17 protein-coding genes are annotated in these 19,391 nt (G+C 52.4%); all 17 read right to left on the reverse strand.

Going from position 1 to position 19,391, the window contains the following annotated elements:
- Window positions 1-3 precede the first annotated feature (3 nt).
- On the reverse strand, window positions 4-1,389 hold the full coding sequence (locus tag AABM55_RS20965; RefSeq protein WP_347927686.1) for an ABC transporter ATP-binding protein: 1,386 nt from the start codon (window positions 1,387-1,389) through the stop codon (window positions 4-6).
- Window positions 1,379-2,131, reverse strand: a complete 753-nt coding sequence (locus AABM55_RS20970) for an ABC transporter permease (protein WP_347927687.1) — start codon at window positions 2,129-2,131, stop codon at window positions 1,379-1,381. The genes AABM55_RS20965 and AABM55_RS20970 overlap by 11 nt, the downstream gene beginning before the upstream one ends.
- A gap of 89 nt (window positions 2,132-2,220) precedes the next feature.
- Window positions 2,221-3,372 carry a glycosyltransferase gene (locus AABM55_RS20975; protein ID WP_347927688.1) on the reverse strand — a complete coding sequence of 384 codons (1,152 nt, stop codon included), beginning with the start codon at window positions 3,370-3,372 and terminating at the stop codon, window positions 2,221-2,223.
- Between the two features lie 37 nt (window positions 3,373-3,409).
- Entirely contained in the window at window positions 3,410-4,300 is an 891-nt protein-coding gene (locus AABM55_RS20980; RefSeq protein WP_347927689.1) for an NAD-dependent epimerase/dehydratase family protein, read from the reverse strand.
- Window positions 4,297-6,735 carry a glycosyltransferase gene (locus AABM55_RS20985; RefSeq protein WP_347927690.1) on the reverse strand — a complete coding sequence of 813 codons (2,439 nt, stop codon included), beginning with the start codon at window positions 6,733-6,735 and terminating at the stop codon, window positions 4,297-4,299. Before AABM55_RS20985 ends, AABM55_RS20980 begins: the two co-directional genes overlap by 4 nt.
- Before the next feature lie 13 nt (window positions 6,736-6,748).
- On the reverse strand, window positions 6,749-7,672 hold the full coding sequence (locus AABM55_RS20990; protein WP_347927691.1) for a glycosyltransferase family 2 protein: 924 nt from the start codon (window positions 7,670-7,672) through the stop codon (window positions 6,749-6,751).
- Between the two features lie 4 nt (window positions 7,673-7,676).
- Window positions 7,677-9,128 (reverse strand): mannose-1-phosphate guanylyltransferase/mannose-6-phosphate isomerase, encoded by a 1,452-nt coding sequence (locus AABM55_RS20995; protein WP_347927692.1) that lies wholly within the window; start codon window positions 9,126-9,128, stop codon window positions 7,677-7,679.
- Between the two features lie 831 nt (window positions 9,129-9,959).
- Window positions 9,960-10,139, reverse strand: coding sequence for a sugar nucleotide-binding protein (locus AABM55_RS29865; RefSeq protein WP_367576140.1), 180 nt, complete (start codon window positions 10,137-10,139; stop codon window positions 9,960-9,962).
- Window positions 10,139-10,378, reverse strand: a complete 240-nt coding sequence (locus tag AABM55_RS21000; RefSeq protein WP_103315828.1) for a LapA family protein — start codon at window positions 10,376-10,378, stop codon at window positions 10,139-10,141. The genes AABM55_RS29865 and AABM55_RS21000 overlap by 1 nt, the downstream gene beginning before the upstream one ends.
- A 24-nt stretch (window positions 10,379-10,402) precedes the next feature.
- Window positions 10,403-10,699 (reverse strand): integration host factor subunit beta, encoded by a 297-nt coding sequence (gene ihfB, locus AABM55_RS21005; RefSeq protein WP_003369729.1) that lies wholly within the window; start codon window positions 10,697-10,699, stop codon window positions 10,403-10,405.
- 173 nt (window positions 10,700-10,872) lie between these two features.
- Entirely contained in the window at window positions 10,873-11,154 is a 282-nt protein-coding gene (locus tag AABM55_RS21010; RefSeq protein ID WP_054593461.1) for a hypothetical protein, read from the reverse strand.
- Window positions 11,155-11,350: 196 nt separating this feature from the next.
- Entirely contained in the window at window positions 11,351-13,042 is a 1,692-nt protein-coding gene (rpsA, locus tag AABM55_RS21015) for a 30S ribosomal protein S1 (RefSeq protein WP_019692981.1), read from the reverse strand.
- A 121-nt stretch (window positions 13,043-13,163) separates the two neighbouring features.
- Entirely contained in the window at window positions 13,164-13,853 is a 690-nt protein-coding gene (gene cmk / locus AABM55_RS21020) for a (d)CMP kinase (protein WP_054593462.1), read from the reverse strand.
- Window positions 13,850-16,057, reverse strand: a complete 2,208-nt coding sequence (locus AABM55_RS21025; protein ID WP_347930073.1) for a bifunctional prephenate dehydrogenase/3-phosphoshikimate 1-carboxyvinyltransferase — start codon at window positions 16,055-16,057, stop codon at window positions 13,850-13,852. Before AABM55_RS21025 ends, cmk begins: the two co-directional genes overlap by 4 nt.
- Window positions 16,058-16,085: 28 nt before the next feature.
- A complete protein-coding gene (gene hisC, locus AABM55_RS21030; RefSeq protein ID WP_054593463.1) occupies window positions 16,086-17,198 on the reverse strand; it encodes a histidinol-phosphate transaminase in 1,113 nt (370 codons plus the stop codon).
- A gap of 11 nt (window positions 17,199-17,209) precedes the next feature.
- Window positions 17,210-18,304 carry a prephenate dehydratase gene (gene pheA, locus AABM55_RS21035; protein WP_019692985.1) on the reverse strand — a complete coding sequence of 365 codons (1,095 nt, stop codon included), beginning with the start codon at window positions 18,302-18,304 and terminating at the stop codon, window positions 17,210-17,212.
- On the reverse strand, window positions 18,304-19,389 hold the full coding sequence (serC, locus tag AABM55_RS21040) for a 3-phosphoserine/phosphohydroxythreonine transaminase (protein ID WP_103315827.1): 1,086 nt from the start codon (window positions 19,387-19,389) through the stop codon (window positions 18,304-18,306). The genes pheA and serC overlap by 1 nt, the downstream gene beginning before the upstream one ends.
- Window positions 19,390-19,391 lie beyond the last annotated feature (2 nt).

Raw genomic sequence — 19,391 nt, forward strand, 5'->3', positions numbered from 1 at the left:
CCGTTAACCGCTGACGGTCAATACAGCATCTGATTTGACACTTGCAAGACCATAAAATGGCTGAGCGTCAAAGCCAAGATGCCCCGTGGGCACTATAGAAAAACTAACGACATTCGAAACAACACAGTGTCTAATCGACTCGGACTCAATCTCGGTCATCGATACTCTTTCAAGATTGGCATGCAACAGCTTAGGCCAGGTTGCAAAGCCAACATCCAGCAAATACTCACCAGAAGCAAAATCCAATGGAATATCAAACGTCACTCGTACCCGCTGCCCAGCTCGGACCATCTCAGGCACCAAAGAACCACACTGCCCCGTATTGCGCCCGTGCACAATGACACCCTTGTCTGTCCGTAATACAAACCCTACGACAGGAGTCTCCAAGTTAGCCAGTACTTTAAACTCAACATGAACCTTCATTGTATTGTATTGATGATAAACCTGACAGGCCTTACCTTCGGCGTTCGCCAATCCGATACGAGTACACACAACAGCACCGTCCCCAGTCTGTTCTCGCCCCTGCACATCAATCGTGGTCCCGTCAGGCCATATGAAATCAGAAGCGATAGCATCGTCAGGCGATTCATTATCTACCATGTTGCTTGCTGCCTGATTCATCCGAGCAGCATCTTCATTGATTATTTTTTTTGCACTTACATGACCCAGCGCATAATACTTGTTGATCGCGTCCGCTGCGTTACCAATAAAGAGGGCCTCACCCTTGTGAAGAAGCAGTACTTCATCACAGTAATGCATCACATCATCCATGCTGTGAGTAACAAGTATAACTGTACAGCCTTTCTCACGAAGTCTTTCCAGCCGCTCATAACACTTCAAGCGGAAGAAAATATCCCCAACAGCCAAGGCCTCATCGACAATCAATACATCCGGATCTATACAGGCTTGCACAGCGAAAGCCAGCCGAACAAACATACCACTGGAATAAGCCTTAACCGGACTATCTATAAAATCGCCAATATCTGCAAAAGCCTCAATCTCTGGGAATACCTGGTCAAATTTCGCTCCTGAGACCCCCAAAATTTGAGCATTCAATCTGGCGTTTTCACGACCGGTAAATTCCGGGTTGAACCCAGCGCCCAACTCGAGTAACGCTGCAATTCGGCCTTTGACCTGTACCTGGCCTGTGGTGGGCATCAAAATGCCGCTTATAATCTGCAGAAGCGTGGATTTACCGCTGCCATTTTGACCAATAATCCCAAAGAAACGACCACGCTGAATATCAAAGGACAACGGATGCAGCGCTTGATACGTACTACGCTTGTTTAGGTGCTGAAAAAGCAGCCCCTTGATTCGCTGCATCGGCGACTTATAAATATCGTACAATTTAGAAACATTGTTGATACTAATGGCGATTTCAGAGGACATCAGCGAATCCTGTTCGTAATCTATGGAAGATAAAATACCCAAATACGCTCATCAATGCACCCACGGCGAGATAAACTCCCATAGCTTGCCAATTGACTGCATCATGAGCGAACACCAGAGCTCTAACAGTCTCCACAGGAATTGTTAATGGATTGATATTCATCAGCCACCTGAACTTTTCAGGCACCATTTCGGCAGGGTAACAAATAGGGGCGGTAAACAGCATAATTGTGGCGAGACTGGTCGTAATCTGTGAAAGATCGCGAAAGTAAACTCCTATCGCCGCTAGTAACCAACCAGCCCCTACGGTGAACATGAGTAAACCACCAATGGGGATCGGTAGTAGCAAAACACCCCAAGAGACCGCCCCTGTTGAGTATAAGACGCCAGCAATCAATATAAGAAGGCCGAACAGGATACCCACTCCCGTACTCAAGACGTTCACCACTGGCAAGATCTCGAGCGGAAATATAACGCGCTTTACATACGAAGTGTTACTAATGATCAAAGATGGGGCTCGTACCAAAGTATCCGCCAGCAGGCCATGAAGCAAAATACCGCAGAACAATAGAAGTCCAAAGGGAATATCTTCACCGGAGGGAGTCTGAATACCCCACCGTGACTTCAAGACCACTTGAAACACGAAACCATACAATAGTAACTGCAACAGAGGTTGCCCAACCATCCACAACGCGCCAAAAAACGAATTTTTATAACGCATTGATATATCACGCAGCGTCATCTGAAAAATCAAACTCCTATTACGGAGCATTGATCGAACACCTATCATCAACCCAGTCTTCAAAATTTTTTCCCGTACATTAGTACATCTCAGTTTTTGCTATTAGCGACCTTAACGGACGACACAAGGCGCATGAACGAGTTCGCAAATTCTACTTGAGCTTCCTTGTAGTTCAACTCTTCTCGCCGGGGTTCAATTTGTGAATATTTTTCCAACAGCCTGGATAGCTGTTCGGCATCATCGGGTTCAAAAAAATCGATATTTTTTTGAGATTGCTCGATATTGGCAGGTATCGCTGAAGCAATCACGTATTGAGATACGGATTTTGCATCTTCAATCACTGTAGACCATCCTTCGAACAACGAAGGTTGCACAATGCAGGTTGCTGCCTCAAATACAACCATCTGGTCATCTCTAGGAATAAAACCCAAGAATCGAATATTGTCAGTCAACCCCAACATTTCAACCTTGCTTTTGAGTCTGGATGTATGATCTGGAGCACGGTGATCATGCTCTTTACCAGAGAATGCTACCGTTACGTTCACTCCACGCTTCTTAAGCAAGTCTACAGCGTCTATAACGACGTCATGATTCTTATGAATCCAGAACTGATTGGGGCAATAAAAGAAGGTTTCCGGCAATCCGTACCTCTGCAAAACCTCAGCCTTGCTCTTTCCTACCGACCGATTCTCAAAAGTAGCGAACCTGACCACGTACTGATTAACATTCGCCTCAGGGAAAAACTCATTAAAATCCGCCTTGACGGCTTCACTGCTAAAAACAAGATGTTTATAGTTTTGGAAGTATTGTCTGTGTTGAGCATCCCGCGCAGCAAGTTCATCCGCACTAAAAAAATCGGGAAGGCGCTTGTCTTGAAAATCAGGTATCCAACAAGCAGTTTGCTGCATGCGCGTATCGATTGGATAGGGGAATACCAAATCGAACCGCATTTGATTTTTGAAAAAACGCGGGGTCAACCAAGACAACAATTTTGTCCGCCTCGATATCCCGCCATCAATATTGGCTATATTAGCGGGCTTTATCCAGTTCAGGCGTGGATACCCAGTACTGCCATTAATAAAATCAAAAGACTCTTTCGAGTGACTGATAATCCAAACATCTGGCTTTTCACTATCTGCAATCTCATTTAAAGAACTAATGAGATTCTTTATGTAATATGTGCCGCCTATCCAGCTCTCGTCATAGTTAAATGGCACACCAATTACTGGACGCTTAAACACGGCCTTGCTCCTACCACATCAAAAATATAAAAATAAATTATTGCTCGTGCATCCAGGCCGCTACTTTTTCCAGGCCTTGCTCAAGCGTGAAGTCGGGGGTGTAACCCAAAGAACTCAAATACTGTATGTCTGCCTGCCAATTCAATGGATCACCAAGTCGTTCAGAACCGCTAAACTCTATAGTTTTTTGCAGCCCCAGCGACGAAAGCAAGCTTGTTGCCGCACAACGAATAGTCGAAGCTATCCCGTTTGCAACATTCACTGCTCGACCATCAAAACAGCCTTTCTCAATCAGACACATCACAGCCTTGGCAACATCATCCACATAAATAAAATCCCTGGTTTCATATCCCGTCCCGAACAACTCCAGTGTTTTACTCTTCAGCGCTTTATTATAAATATCCCAAAAAATTTGTTTCTTTAAACCCGGCCCAAATGCCGAGAACACTCGCAGCGAAATAGTTTTAACCCCGAACATTTCATAATATTCTTTACAAATATTCTCAGCATGGTACTTGTGCCAGCCATACGGCGATAGCGGTTTCACTCTGCACGTTTCAGCCACAGGGCTAACATCAGGGTTCCCGTAAACAGCCGCACTCGAAAAGTGCACGAACTTTGCAGTTGGCGCACAAAGACGAATGGCCTCTAACATCTCGGCAATCCGGGCGGTATTAAGCGTGTAATCGTACAAAGGGGCGGTGAAGGAGTCTGGAACGCTCGCGGCACCTGTACAATTGATAACTACATCAGGTTTAGCTTCCCTCACCAGACTTTCAAAATCCGGGCTCAATGCGTCGAAGCGTATAAACGGCATCTCCGTTGAATCACGAACATCGGCACCCACTACATCCAGTCCCGAGGAGCGCATTGTTCTGAAAAGTGCCGCTCCAATAAAACCGGTAGATCCCAAAATCAGGTGTTTCATTGGTGCACCTCGGATTTTTTTGCGATAAAGGTGTAGGGGCGCCCTGCAATTTCCTGTTCAGAAATGGACTCAGCAACTTCCTTTGTATGAGGAAAATAGTTTATAGGGCTGCCAGCAAATACCAGCGTTTCTAGCAACTCAAATTTTGCCTGTTGAATGAAGGACTCATATTCATCGGCACGATATCCATTTTCCCCACCACTATATTTGTGGAAAGGGTGATTCAATAAAAAGTTTGTCTTATCTTCATCATCAAAAATGATGTGCTCTCTGACAAGAAGCGCAACGCCTCCCACATTGAGATTATCGTTAACTTTCTGCAAGGCCTTTACAGGATCTCTGAAGTGATGAACCACTTGCCGACAATAAGCGATATCAAAAAGTTGGCTTCCATCCAGACTCTCAACGGATGTTTGCCTGATAGTAATACGATCCTTGACAGTCGGATCTAGAGATTCACAAGCTAAGCGTACTAATTTCTCTGCCGCTTGTGTACCGACTATATTGTCACTGGACGGCTCAGCCAGTGTTACCGAGTAACCTTCAAGAGCAAGTGCGACAGACATCACGCCACCGGCGCCACCAATATCGATGATGGTCTTGGCCTCAGGCGCATGCTTACGTAACTCCTGCAATGTGGCGCTAAATTCTTCTGTAGCGCGGAATCTGTTAAGTGACCCAAGCAAGTCTTTGTGCAGATACGCATCCATCAACATCTGCTGGTCCTTGGGATTCCCTTGGGAGGCGTGAATTATTTCCTCCCAGCTCCAAGTGTCGCGTGGAACAAAACCTATAAACCTAGCGGGAGTACCTGCATAAATACAAAAAGGGGCAACATCACGCGTCACCATAGAACGCGCCCCGATAACTGCACCCTTTCCGATATGGACACCTTTCAAAATAGCCGTTTCAAACCCTACCCACACGTTATCATCAATACGGATAGGAGCAGAGGCTACCTGAGACCAATCTTTATAAGCACCGATACGGTTCGCATCTACACCAGCCTTCCAGTCATACGCATCGGATGCGCGGACTTCGGGATTAAGAGAATGCGAATCGGAATCCATCACCGTACAATCCCAAGAGAGCATTACATTGTTTCCAATGTGTATCCCACCCTCTTGGGTACAGATGAGTTTACATCCGCCACCAATTGAACTCCGATTACCGATGGTGATATCGCCCAGCCCTCTTTCAAAGACAAAAGTGCCACCTACATGGCTGTATTCACCAATATTTACGTAAGGGCGATCTTCAATATTTACACGCACATCGATGTACAGGGCCTCAAGTCTCGTACCAGTACCCGCTCTCAAAAAGCGTTGTCCGCTGAGATCCACCCCGCTGTGCTGAAGCTCACCCGCCAGGGTATTCTTGATTTTGATGGCTCTCTGTACGAGTCGTCGAATCAACCCAGCCCGGATTCTTTTTGCAAAGCGCTTGGCGCCTGCAAGTGTATACCTGTTACGTCGGACTTTGCCTTGAAGCAGATTCTTCCCAAAATCGTGACTCTTGCTCTCCAGCGCATCTGCAAATGCTTTGATTCCTTCATCACCATGAAGACGAGCAAACTCCACATCACTTTTGGAGGTTTCATCATGCAAACGGTGCAAAAATTCAACTTTGTAAGCATCTGCTACATGCGCATTGAAAAAATTAATAGGCGCAATATAACCAGCCACGATTGGACCGAGACGCTCCCGCTGACCATACTTTTCAAATAGATCCAAGCACGACTTTCTGACAGTTAAAAAGTCCATCGCCTTACGATCATTAACCTTGGTCGTTGAGTCCTGGCGCTGGTAATAAGAGTATGAAATACTTCCATCAACATAAACCCGATTCGCAGTCAACATCAAATGAATTGCAAAAGGGTGATCTTCATAAAACACACCGTGCTCAAACTCTATCTTATGCTCAAGCAGGTGTTTACGTGTGGCTATCAACCGCCAAGGAGGAGTATTCCAGCAAGAAACAGCAGCAAATGTGTGGACATCAACCGTCGGATGGATCATCTCACCCACTAAATGCCCAGGCACCAAGCTGGAAGGCATTGCGGCTTTGTCGTCGAAAGAATATTCGAAGTTCGCTACAAAAACGTCGGGACGCAACTGGCTCAGTATTCGATTGATCCTAGGCATTACGGACGGCAGTAACCAGTCATCGCTATCAACAAACCAGATATAATCACCTGTAGCCTGTTTCAACCCCAACGAACGTGCCGCCCCCTGCCCTGCATTAGCCTGGGTAATAGAAAACACTCGACTATCGAGGGTTTTATATAAATCTATAATCTGCTGCGTGGCATCCGTTGATCCATCATTAACAATGATTATTTCGCAATCATTGAATGGCTGCCTCAATATTGAATCCAAGCATCGTTGCAGTGTGGCAGCAGAGTTATAAGCTGGAATAATAAAAGAAATTTTCATATATTTTTGTATTCTATGATTTGATGAATACTGACAGTTTAGCCAGCGCAGCCACAATAAATAATGAAAACCGTTCCTTTACTCGCCGCTTTGGAACCGCCCCCCCCCCTGAAACATCTGCATCATACTTAGCAGCCATTGCGGTCTCGACAGCAAGAGATAACGCCCTATCACCTGCATACCTAGAGAGTACAGAAGACAGACTATCCCCTCCTATCCAGCCCCTTACTACTTTAAATACAGTCTCCGCATCTGCCTGCGAGAGGACTGGAAAATTCCCTCTCACCAAACTGTATGTTTCAGCCATGATCAACTCATCATTGTTCGACGATGTTCCGTCAAGGCTAAAATTAACAACTACTGAATTAACTCTGGCGCATCGACATCCGGCGATGATGGATCTGTGGACCCAGTGAGCATCTGCACAAATTTTATAGTCGAGACTGTACTCACCCACCCGCTGGTACGCGGCAGGTGTTACAAACATTGCGTTGTGGCAAAAAGGGATTCCGCTGACTAAAGCACCCACTCCATAAGCTTCGTCCACCCGGAGCGATGAGCTACCATCTGGTTTAATCAGCAGTGCTTTTCCAGCAATAATATCTGTACGGTCATTTCTCCACGCTTCATCTACGGCCTTCAATGCACCTTCAGCTAGGCTGTCATCTGAACCAATAATGCAGATCAGGTCGCCACTCGACATTCTGATACCTTTGTTAATGGCATCATATATACCGCGATCTTTCTCGCTGACCACAACACAACTCAGACCGGCATAATTACTGATCAAAGCCAACGTATTATCGGTAGACTTCCCATCTACGATAACCACCTCGAGCGGCGTCCATCTTTGGGCACTTAACGATTCAAGAGTTGACAATATCGTTTTAGCGGAATTGAAGGTCGGAACAACAATACTGAATTTCGTAGGCTTCACAAGCTTAAACACCTTCCGATGTTACACGACCATAATTATCTTCAAAACGCACGATGTCATCTTCACCCAGATAATCACCGCTCTGCACTTCGATCAGCACCAGGTCAATCACACCCGGGTTCATCAAGCGGTGCTGGTGGCCTGCACGGATGAAGGTAGACTCATTGGTGTTCAACATCAGTTCTTGCTGATCGTTGACGACCATTGCCATGCCGCTGACGACGATCCAGTGCTCACTTCTGTGGTGGTGCATCTGCAGGGACAGAGAAGCCTTTGGCTTCACCACGATACGCTTGATCTTGAAGCGCTCGCCGTTCTCCAGCGTCGTGTAAGTACCCCACGGACGATGCACCGTCCGGTGAAGCAAGTGTACCGTATGGCTATTGGCCTTGAGCTGGCCAACAATGTGTTTCACATCTTGCGCGTGGTCTTTATGCGCGATCATCACGGCATCTGGCGTGTCGATTACCAGCAGATCCTCGACGCCAACCAGAGCAGTGAGTCGACCTTCACTGTTTACATAGTTGTTGCGAGAACCATGAGATAACACTTCACCTTCGAAACGGTTGCCGTCAGCATCGGGCGCTGTCAGCTCAGCAACAGCATTCCACGAGCCGATATCACTCCAGCCGATATCACAGGGAATGGTCGCAACCTTGGCAGAACGCTCCATCAACGCATAATCGATGGAGATATCCGGCACCTCTGCAAATGCCTCGGCATCGAGGGCCAGGCAACGGTACTTGTCAGACGAAGTAACGCGAGACTGCTCAATGGTCCTGACAACCGCTTCGACTACGTCTGGAGCATGCTCACGCAGTTCTTCGAGGACAGTGCCGACCCGGAAGCAGAACATTCCGGAGTTCCAGTAGTAGTTGCCGGCACTTACGTAGCCTTGAGCGGTTTCAAGGTCAGGCTTCTCGACGAAACGCGCAACTTTCAAGCCGCCGTTCAGCGGAGCATTCTTTTGCGCCTCGATGTAGCCAAAACCGGTTTCAGGGTAGGTCGGCTGGATGCCAAAAGTGACCAGCCAGCCTTCGGCGGCTAACGCAACGGCATTTGCTACTGCAGCGGCAAAGGCCTTTTCATCCTTGATCAGATGGTCGGCTGCCAGCACCAGCATATGGACGTCGGAGCCATGGGTGGCCTCCAACTGCAGCGCAGCCGCCGCAACAGCCGCAGCCGTATTACGCCCGAAAGGCTCGAGAATGAAACCTTGAGAGTGCTTGGCAGTATTGACAGCGCCGTATTCGTCTTCGGTCTTGAACAGAAGCTCACGATTAGTCACCGTAAGCACTTCTACAACACCCTCCAGTTGCGAAGCTCGCAGGAAGGTTTTCTGGATTAGATTCTGGCCACCTGGCAGATCCATGAACGGCTTAGGATGGGCCTCTCGAGAAACAGGCCACAACCGGCTCCCCACACCGCCAGACAAAATTACGGGAATCAGTTCCATACTCAACGTCCTTAATCCTCACTCTCTGAAAGGTTAACTACAGAAAACGGAGTTCGTTTATATTCTGGTCGCCTTGCACCTCTTTCAGATGCAAAGTCGAGGGGTTGAATTCTTGCGAAACCATCGAGCAGTTCGCTTGTGCTACGGCCGTTCCGCCGTTAATGGCCATTACATTTGACCCGAGCTGTAGAGGCTCGCTCGGCCAGAAATGCATATCCACGCATTCTACAGCTAACACCATTTTTTACGAACAACTCACAACCCCGAATCTGAATCTCGATCAAAGGCCAATCGGAGACCTGGTCTGGCGCCGGCTAACCCGTCCCAAACCTAACGATAAGGCCCGAAACCACAGATTTTTTAGCGAGTGAATCACCTTCGAGCATGGCACTCACCAAAGCCCGGTCCTGCACTCCACGGAGCTATCGGATCGACCTCAAAATGCTGGCGGAACAGAACACGCCAAATCCGAGAGGCCGGCGTAAAGCTTCGATCAATCAGCTCATGTGTCCAGCAGCTTTGGCAAATACTGAGCATAAACAACGCTTTTCAGTCGCACAGCCTGAACATCGAGTTCAACCGGTGTGATCCGACCAAATTATAAGCAATCCAGTCCAGCCAAGCGATCTTCAGCCCCAGGAACTGCTCAACGGTATGGATCCTTATCCATTGGATTCACGGCGACCACGGTCAACGCCTCACCGCACCTACGCGCAAAGTCGACAACATGACAAACATAGCCGCACCCGAAGATTTCACCATCCACGACCAAGCGATAACCACCGCCAAACCCCGGATGTTCGACACCTCAAAACCGCCATCATTACGACATCAGTCATGAGAGCAACGCCAGTTACGCATACCAATCTGATCAGCAATTACACTCAAAGTTTCCTGATCTTTGCTCAGGCGCAGCATCGTCTTGGCGAAATTATTACCGCGAGCCTCACAAATCCAACCCGTACGAAAAATCAGGTATTTGCAGCCGGAACGGGTTTCGCCTGATTCCATCAAGCCAGATGTTTACGCCTTGCTTTGCCGACGCGCCCGACAAGCCACCCAAGACAAGGGCCAAGCAACATTCCGAGCAGCAGTGCAATGACCGTGACTACCGAGACCGGCAACTGTGGCCCTGCCCACCCCAGGAACAACAATGAAACTGACTGCTGATTCTCCAGCACGAATGCCAATACTGCCAAAACCAGCAACAACACAAAGACTCCGAGGAGTACGCGTTTGAGATTACGCATGAATCGCTCTCTGAATGACGACTGTCAAAGCCCCTCCTCCTCATCCTCATTCACCCGATCCCGGAGCTCTTTGCCCGGTTTGAAATGAGGAACGAATTTACCGTCGAGGCTGACGGATTGGCCGGTCTTTGGGTTACGGCCGACGCGCGGTGCACGATAGTGTAAAGAGAAGCTGCCAAAGCCACGGATTTCGATTCGATCACCGGTAGCCAGGCACTGGGACATTTGCTCAAGCATGGTCTTGATGGCCAGCTCCACATCCTTGGATGAGAGTAGCCCTTGATGGGTGACAATTCGTTCGATCAACTCCGACTTCGTCATATTTTTCCCTTCTTTTTCAAGCAGCTAGATCAGCGCTTCAAAGGTTTTAGCATGCTCGAAGGGTTTTGAACAGCCTATATATTGACTTATCTATATTCCCTGACAGACACCGCAAAGCTCGCTTCTCGGAGACCGACACCCCCACCCTTCCACCACAGAGGCAAACCGAACCGTCACCTGCAAACCACCAGCATGACGCGAGTGAGGTATCCGGCCGGGTTCCACCCGAATAGATAATCCTCTTCCTCCTCCTTAGCATCACTGGACCTGCCAATGACCTTGTACCCCTCCACCCCACACTCTCTTGCAGCACGCTTGTAACACTTATCCCAACCTGATCCGAGCCCCGAACAATCGATCTCGATACCACTCACGCCGCGCACTACGTGAGTCTTGGCACTAGTCGTACACCCCACCAAGACCAAGACTGCCAATGCAACAATGAGCTTGTTCATTCCCTTCCTTAATGCCAGGAGTCACACCCGACGAATGCTCGGTTCAAGCTAAAGCCTAGCTCCAGATAGGCAATTGATACACCCAAACAACAGACCACCTTATTCCCGCATTGTTTCCCCAGCACCCCGACAACCTCAAATTTCAGGCACAAAAAAGGGCGACCGAAGTCGCCCTTTTTCTATGGTCTGACAGAACTTAGTTCTGTTTTTCCATTTGTGCACGCAGCAGAGCACCAAGAGTGGTGTCAACTGGAGCATCCGAAGCAGCTGGCTTGTCGCGCAGGCTCTGGATTGCTTCCTTCTCGTCTTCAACGTCTTTCGACTTGATCGAGAGCTGGATTACACGGCTCTTGCGGTCAACGCTGATGATCTTGGCTTCAACTTCTTCGCCTTCTTTCAGAACGTTGCGCGCATCTTCGATGCGGTCACGGCTGATTTCGGAGGCTTTCAGAGTAGCTTCGATATCGGTAGCCAAAGTGATGATGGCGCCTTTAGCGTCAACTTCTTTCACGATGCCTTTAACGATTGCGCCTTTGTCGTTCTCTTGAACGTACTCGGAGAACGGATCGCTTTCCAGTTGCTTGATACCCAGGGAGATACGCTCGCGCTCTGGGTCAACCGACAGGATAACGGTGTCCAGCTCGTCGCCCTTCTTGAAGCGACGTACGGCTTCTTCGCCCACTTCGTTCCAGGAGATGTCGGACAGGTGAACCAGGCCGTCGATGCCACCGTCCAGACCAATGAAGATACCGAAATCGGTGATCGACTTGATGGTGCCGGAGATTTTATCGCCCTTGTTGAACTGGCCAGAGAAATCTTCCCATGGGTTAGATTTGCACTGCTTGATGCCCAGGGAGATACGACGACGCTCTTCGTCGATGTCCAGAACCATAACTTCCACTTCGTCGCCGACTTGTACGACTTTCGAAGGGTGGATGTTCTTGTTGGTCCAGTCCATTTCGGAAACGTGTACCAGACCTTCAACGCCTTCTTCCAGCTCAGCGAAGCAGCCGTAGTCGGTCAGGTTGGTTACACGCGCGGTAACGCGAGTGCTTTCTGGGTAACGGGCTTTGATAGCAACCCATGGATCTTCGCCCAGTTGCTTCAGGCCCAGGGAAACACGATTGCGCTCGCGATCGTACTTCAGAACCTTGACATCGATCTCGTCGCCAACGTTGACGATTTCGGAAGGATGCTTGATACGCTTCCAAGCCATGTCGGTAATGTGCAGCAGGCCATCGACGCCACCCAGATCGACGAATGCGCCGTAATCGGTGAGGTTTTTGACGATACCTTTGACTTGTTGACCTTCCTGCAGGGATTCCAGCAGAGCTTCACGCTCAGCGGAGTTCTCGGCTTCGAGGACGCTACGACGGGAAACGACAACGTTGTTGCGTTTCTGGTCGAGTTTGATGACCTTGAATTCCAGCTCTTTGCCTTCCAGGTGCGTGGTGTCGCGCACTGGACGGACGTCAACCAGAGAACCAGGCAGGAACGCACGGATGCCGTTAACGTCGACAGTGAAGCCGCCTTTAACCTTACCGTTGATAACGCCCTTGACCACTTCTTCGGCTGCGAAGGCTGCTTCCAGAACGATCCAGCATTCAGCGCGCTTGGCTTTTTCACGGGACAGCTTGGTTTCACCAAAGCCGTCTTCAACCGAATCCAGCGCAACGTGAACTTCGTCACCGACGTTGATATTCAGTTCGCCAGCGTCGTTGTAGAACTGCTCAAGCGGGATGAGTGCTTCAGACTTCAGGCCAGCGTGAACGGTTACCCAGCGAGCTTGGTAATCGATATCAACGATAACACCGGTGATGATGGAGCCTGCCTGAAGGTTCAGGGTTTTTAGGCTTTCTTCAAAGAGTTCCGCAAAGCTTTCGCTCATTTTAATTCCTGTTGATAAGGGCGAAGAATACGCCCATCTGCCACATCCCAGACAATGTGGGTTACGTTTATATAAAAGAAACGCCGCAAGACTATGACTGGTCCCCTGCGGTGCTTCTTGGTCACCCGGCGATATCGCGAATGGCGATCTCGCTCATGATGCGTTCCAGCACCTGCTCGATGGACAACTCCGTGGAATCCAGCTGTATGGCGTCGACCGCCGGCTTGAGCGGGGCTACCGCTCGCTGGGTGTCGCGCTCATCGCGCACACGGATCTCATCTAGCAGACTCGACAGACTAACACCCTCGACTTTGCCCTTCAACTGCAAATAACGTCGGCGCGCCCGTTCCTCGGCGCTGGCGGTCAGAAAAATCTTCAGCGGCGCGTCGGGAAATACAACGGTGCCCATGTCGCGGCCATCAGCCACCAACCCCGGCGCCTCCTGAAATGCCCGCTGGCGCTGCAGCAAGGCGTCACGCACGGCAGGCAGTGCCGCCACTTGCGAGGCCCATGCACCAACCTGCTCGTTGCGCAAATCGTCAGTGACATCATCACCTTCAAGGATGATGCGCTGCGGATGACCTTCGGTCGCCCCGATGAACTGCACATCGAGATGAGCGGCCAACAGCTTCAGCGACTCTTCGTTGGTCAGGTCGACACCATGATTGCGCGCAGCGAATGCCAGCAAACGGTACAACGCACCGGAATCCAGCAAGCACCAACCCAGGCGCTTGGCGAGAATCCCGGCGATGGTGCCCTTGCCCGAGCCGCTCGGTCCGTCGATGGTGATTACCGGAGCGTGGCTGGTCACGACTGAGCCTCTTGAGCAACACGAATACCGACTTGCGCGCACAACGCGAGGAAGTTCGGGAAGGAGGTCGCAACGTTGGCGCAATCATGGATACGGATCGGTGCATTGGCACGCAACGATGCAACGCTGAACGCCATGGCAATCCGGTGATCGCCGTGACCATGCACTTCGCCGCCGCCAATCTGGCTGCCGTCGATGATGATGCCGTCCGGCGTTGGCTCGCACTTGACGCCCAGCGCCAGCAAACCATCCGCCATCACCTGGATACGATCCGACTCCTTGACCCGCAACTCTTCCGCGCCGCGCAAAATAGTCCGACCTTCTGCACAGGCCGCCGCCACGAACAGTACCGGGAACTCGTCGATGGCCAGCGGAACCAGCGCTTCAGGAATTTCGATACCCTTAAGCTTAGCTGCCCGCACGCGTAAATCAGCCACTGGCTCACCACCGACTTCACGCTGGTTTTCCAAAGTGATATCGGCGCCCATCAGACGCAGGATGTCGATCACACCGGTACGGGTCGGGTTGATCCCCACGTGCTCGAGCACCAACTCCGAACCCTCGGCAATCGACGCCGCGACCAGGAAGAATGCCGACGAGGAGATATCGCCCGGCACTTCAATGTGCGTCGCGCTCAGCTTGTGGCCGGATTCGACCGACGCGGTGGCGCCGTTGACGGTAACCGGGTAGCCGAAGCCACGCAGCATACGCTCGGTATGGTCACGGGTCGGAGCAGGTTCGGTGACGGTGGTCTTGCCCTCGGCGTACAGACCCGCCAACAGCAGGCAGGATTTAACCTGGGCGCTGGCCATCGGCATGGTGTAGGTCAGGCCCTTGAGCTTGTTGCCGCCACGAATGGTCATCGGCGGACGACCTTCTGCCGCCGTCTCGATCACCGCACCCATTTCGCGCAGCGGGTTGGCCACACGATTCATCGGACGCTTGGACAGCGACGCATCGCCCGTCAAGGTGCTGTCGAAGTCCTGCGCAGCCAGCAAGCCGGACAATAGACGCATCGACGTACCCGAGTTGCCCAGATAGATCGGGCCGGGAGCCGGTTTCAAGCCATGCAGGCCGACACCGTGGATGGTCACGCGACCATGGTGCGGACCTTCGATCACGACACCCATGTCACGGAAGGCCTGCAAGGTCGCCAGGGCATCTTCACCCTCGAGGAAACCTTCGACTTCGGTAACGCCTTCAGCGAGGGAGCCGAGCATGATCGAACGGTGGGAAATTGATTTGTCGCCCGGTACACGAATCCGCCCACTCAGGCGGCCACCAGGATTTGCCAGGAAAATCAGATCGTTGGAGTTCATAGCGTCCACATAGGCCCGGCGGGCCAGGATTTTACTGAAATGCTCGCGGGCAACCCGGGCGCGCGTAAAGACGCCCAACAGTTGGTGCCCGTCCCCTGCATCGACCGCGTCGCGCAAGGCGTCGAGATCGCTGCGAAATGTATCGAGTGTGCGCAGGACAGCTTCGCGATTGGCGAGGAAGATGTCGTGCCACATGACCGGGTCACTGCCGGCGATTCTCGTGAAATCGCGGAAACCGCCGGCAGCGTAACGGAAGATTTCCAGATTTTCACTGCGTTTAGCCAACGAATCGACCAAACCGAATGCCAGCAGGTGCGGCAAATGACTGGTCGCCGCCAGCACTTCGTCGTGACGCTCAACCTGCATGTGCTCGACATCGGCACCCAATTCACGCCAGAGCCGGTCGACACCTGCCAGTGCAGCCGGATCGGTTTGTTCAAGCGGTGTCAGAATCACTTTGTGTCGACGGAACAACTGAGCATTGGAAGCCTCAACCCCGCTCTGCTCGGAACCGGCGATCGGATGCCCTGGAACGAAGCGTGCCGGCATGCCACCGAAGGCTTCGGTCGCTGCGCGCACCACATTGCCTTTGGCACTGCCGACATCGGTCAGAATCGCCGCCCCCAGGTCCATGCCAGCCAACAGCACCAGCAGTTTCTCCATCGCCAGGATCGGCACCGCCAGCTGAATCACATCGGCGCCGCAGCACGCGGTAGCGAGGTCGTCTTCACAACGGTCCACCACGCCCAGCTCAACCGCCAGTTTTCGCGATTGCGGATCGAGGTCAACACCCACCACTTCGCGGCACAACCCGCTTTCACGCAGGCCCTTGGCGAACGAACCACCGATCAGCCCGAGACCGATCACCACCAGGCGACCGATCATAGGCACAGCAGGTTGCACGGCGATGACATCAACCACGGGCCAGAACCTTGGCCAGCGCCTCGAGGAAGCGACTGTTTTCAGCCGGTAGACCGATGGTGATGCGCAAGTGATTCGGCATGCCGTAATTGGCCACCGGACGCACGATCACACCTTCATGCAGCAAACCCTGGAAAACCGGCGCCGCAACGCGCCCCAGATCGACACAGATGAAGTTGCCCTTGGAAGGAATCCAGCTCAGCCCCAACTCACGAAAACCTGCTTCGAGCTGCTGCATGCCGGACTCGTTCAGACGACGGCTTTCAGCCAGGTATTCATCGTCCTGCAACGCTGCGCAGGCTGCTGCCAGGGCCAGGCTGTTGACGTTGAATGGCTGACGCACACGGTTCAACACATCGGCGACCACTGCGGTCGACAAGCCATAACCCACACGCAGCGCAGCCAGACCGTAGGCCTTGGAGAAGGTCCGGGAAACCAGCAGGTTCGGGTACGCCGCGAGGAAATCCAGACCATCCGGCAGGTCGCTGCCTTCGGCGTATTCGATGTACGCCTCATCCAGCACCACCAGCACGCGCTCAGGCACGTCCTGCAGAAACTCGTCCAGCGCCTCGGCGTCGAACCAGGTTCCGGTCGGGTTGTTCGGGTTGGCGATGAACACCACGCGGGTGTTGCTGTCGATGGCTTCAAGCATCGCCGACAGGTCATGACCCCAGTCCTTGGCTGGAATCACTCGCGCCTCGGCACCCACCGCCTGAGTGACGATCGGGTAGACGGCAAACGCGTGCTCACTGAAGACCGCATTCAGACCTGGCGCCAGATAGGCACGCGCGACCAGCTCCAGAATGTCGTTGGAGCCGTTGCCCAACGTCACTTGATTGAGCTCGACCCGGCACTGCTCAGCCAGCAGGGTTTTCAGCGCAAACCCGTTGCCGTCTGGATAGCGAGTCAGCTCAGCCAGTTCTTCGCGAATCGCCGCCAGCGCCTTGGGACTGGCACCCAGCGGGTTTTCGTTGCTCGCCAGCTTGACGATTTTTGCCGGATCGATGTCCAGCTCGCGGGCCAGTTCGTCCACGGGTTTGCCCGGAACGTAAGGCGAAAGTTGTTGCACGCCCGGCTGTGCCAGAGCGAGGAAGTCGCCACTCATTATCAACGCCTTTAGAGAACTGCTTTCGGGTAGGAACCCAACACTTTAAGTGCTACCGCTTCCTGACTGATTTTCTCCAGCACCGCTTTTATCAGCGGGTCGCGGTGGTGGCCGACGAAATCGATGAAGAACACGTAGGTCCACTTGCCGCTGCGCGATGGACGGGTTTCGATTCGCGTCAGGTCGATGCCATTGTCATGGAACGGCACCAGCAACTCGTGAAGCGCGCCAGGTTTGTTGCTCATCGAGACGATGATCGACGTTTTGTCGTCGCCGGTCGGTGGCACTTCCTGGCTGCCGATCATCAGGAATCGCGTGGAGTTGTCCGGGCGATCCTCGATTTTTTCGGCCAGACGGGTCAAACCGTACAAGCCTGCCGCCATGTCGCCGGCAATCGCCGCCGAGTTCCACTCACCCTTGACCCGTTTGGCCGCTTCGGCGTTGCTCGATACCGCCACGCGCTCAACGTTCGGGTAATGAGCGTCCAGCCACTTGCGGCACTGCGCCAGGGACTGGGCATGGGAATAAATGCGGCTGATGCTGTCGGTCTTGGTGTTTTCACCCACCAGCAAGTGGTGGTGAATGCGCAGCTCGACTTCGCCACAGATAACCATGTCGTGTTCGAGGAAGCTGTCGAGGGTGTGGTTGACCGCACCCTCGGTGGAGTTTTCCACAGGCACCACGCCAAAGTTCACCGCTCCGGCAGCCACTTCACGGAACACTTCGTCGATCGCCGCCATTGGCTTGCTGATCACCGCATGGCCAAAGTGCTTCATGGCCGCCGCTTGAGTGAAGGTTCCTTCAGGGCCGAGGTAGGCCACTTTCAGTGGCTGCTCGAGCGCCAGGCACGAGGACATGATTTCACGGAACAACCGCGCCATCTCTTCGTTACCCAGCGGCCCCTGGTTGCGCTCCATTACGCGCTTGAGCACCTGAGCCTCACGCTCAGGACGATAGAACACCGGCACTTCGCCTTCGGCCAGCGTAGCCATCTTTACTCGCGCGACTTCCTGGGCGCAGCGTGCACGCTCACTGATCAGCTCGAGGATTTTTTCGTCCAGAGCATCAATGCGCAGGCGCAGTGCCTTGAGTTCTTGCTCAGACATTAGCCGTGTTCCTTCTCGAACTCTGCCATGTACGCCACCAGCGCGTTGACTGCGTTGATGTCGACGGCGTTGTAGATAGAGGCACGCATGCCGCCTACCGAACGGTGACCCTTGAGGTTCAGCAGTCCGCGTGCTTCAGCACCGACCAGGAACGGCTTGTCGAGGCGATCGTCAGCCAGACGGAACGGCACGTTCATCCACGAGCGGTCAGTCTTGTTGATCGGGTTGCTGTACAAGCCGCTGGCATCAATGAAGTTGTACAGCGTGCGCTGCTTGACTTCATTGAGCTTGCCAATGGCCTCAACACCACCCTGCTCTTTCAGCCATTCGAACACAAGACCGGACAAGTACCAGGCCAGTGTTGGCGGGGTGTTGTACATCGAGCCGTTGTCGGCCGCGACCTTGTAGTCGAGCATGGTCGGGCAGAACGAACGGGCACGACCCAACAGGTCTTCACGCACGATGTTGACGACGATGCCGCTCGGGCCGATGTTTTTCTGGGCACCGGCGTAGATCATGCCGAAACGCGAGATATCCACAGGGCGCGAGAGAATGTCCGAAGACATGTCGGCGACCAGCGGAACATCACCGGTTTCCGGGATCCACTGGAATTCCAGACCACCGATGGTTTCGTTCGGCGCGTAGTGCACGTAGGCCGCGTCTTGCGACAGCTTCCATTCGTTCTGGCCGGGAATTGCGAAATAGTCGTAAGGCTTGGCGGTCGCGGCGACGTTGACGTGGCCGTAGCGCTGCGCTTCTTCAATGGCTTTCTGCGACCAGATACCGGTGTCGATATAGTCGGCCTTGCCGTTTTCCGGCAACAGGTTCAGAGGAATCTGAGCAAATTGCTGGCTGGCGCCGCCTTGCAGAAACAGCACTTTATAGTTCGAGGGGATATTCAGCAGATCACGCAGATCCTGCTCGGCCTTGGTCGCAATGGACACGAACTCATCGCTGCGATGGCTCATTTCCATGACCGAGAGACCCTTGCCATGCCAGTCGAGCAATTCCGACTGGGCACGCAACAGGACAGCTTCAGGCAGCGCAGCAGGACCTGCGCAGAAGTTATAGGCTCGTTTGCTCACAT

Origin of the sequence: Pseudomonas helvetica (genome assembly GCF_039908645.1) — a bacterium.
Lineage (GTDB): Bacteria > Pseudomonadota > Gammaproteobacteria > Pseudomonadales > Pseudomonadaceae > Aquipseudomonas > Aquipseudomonas helvetica.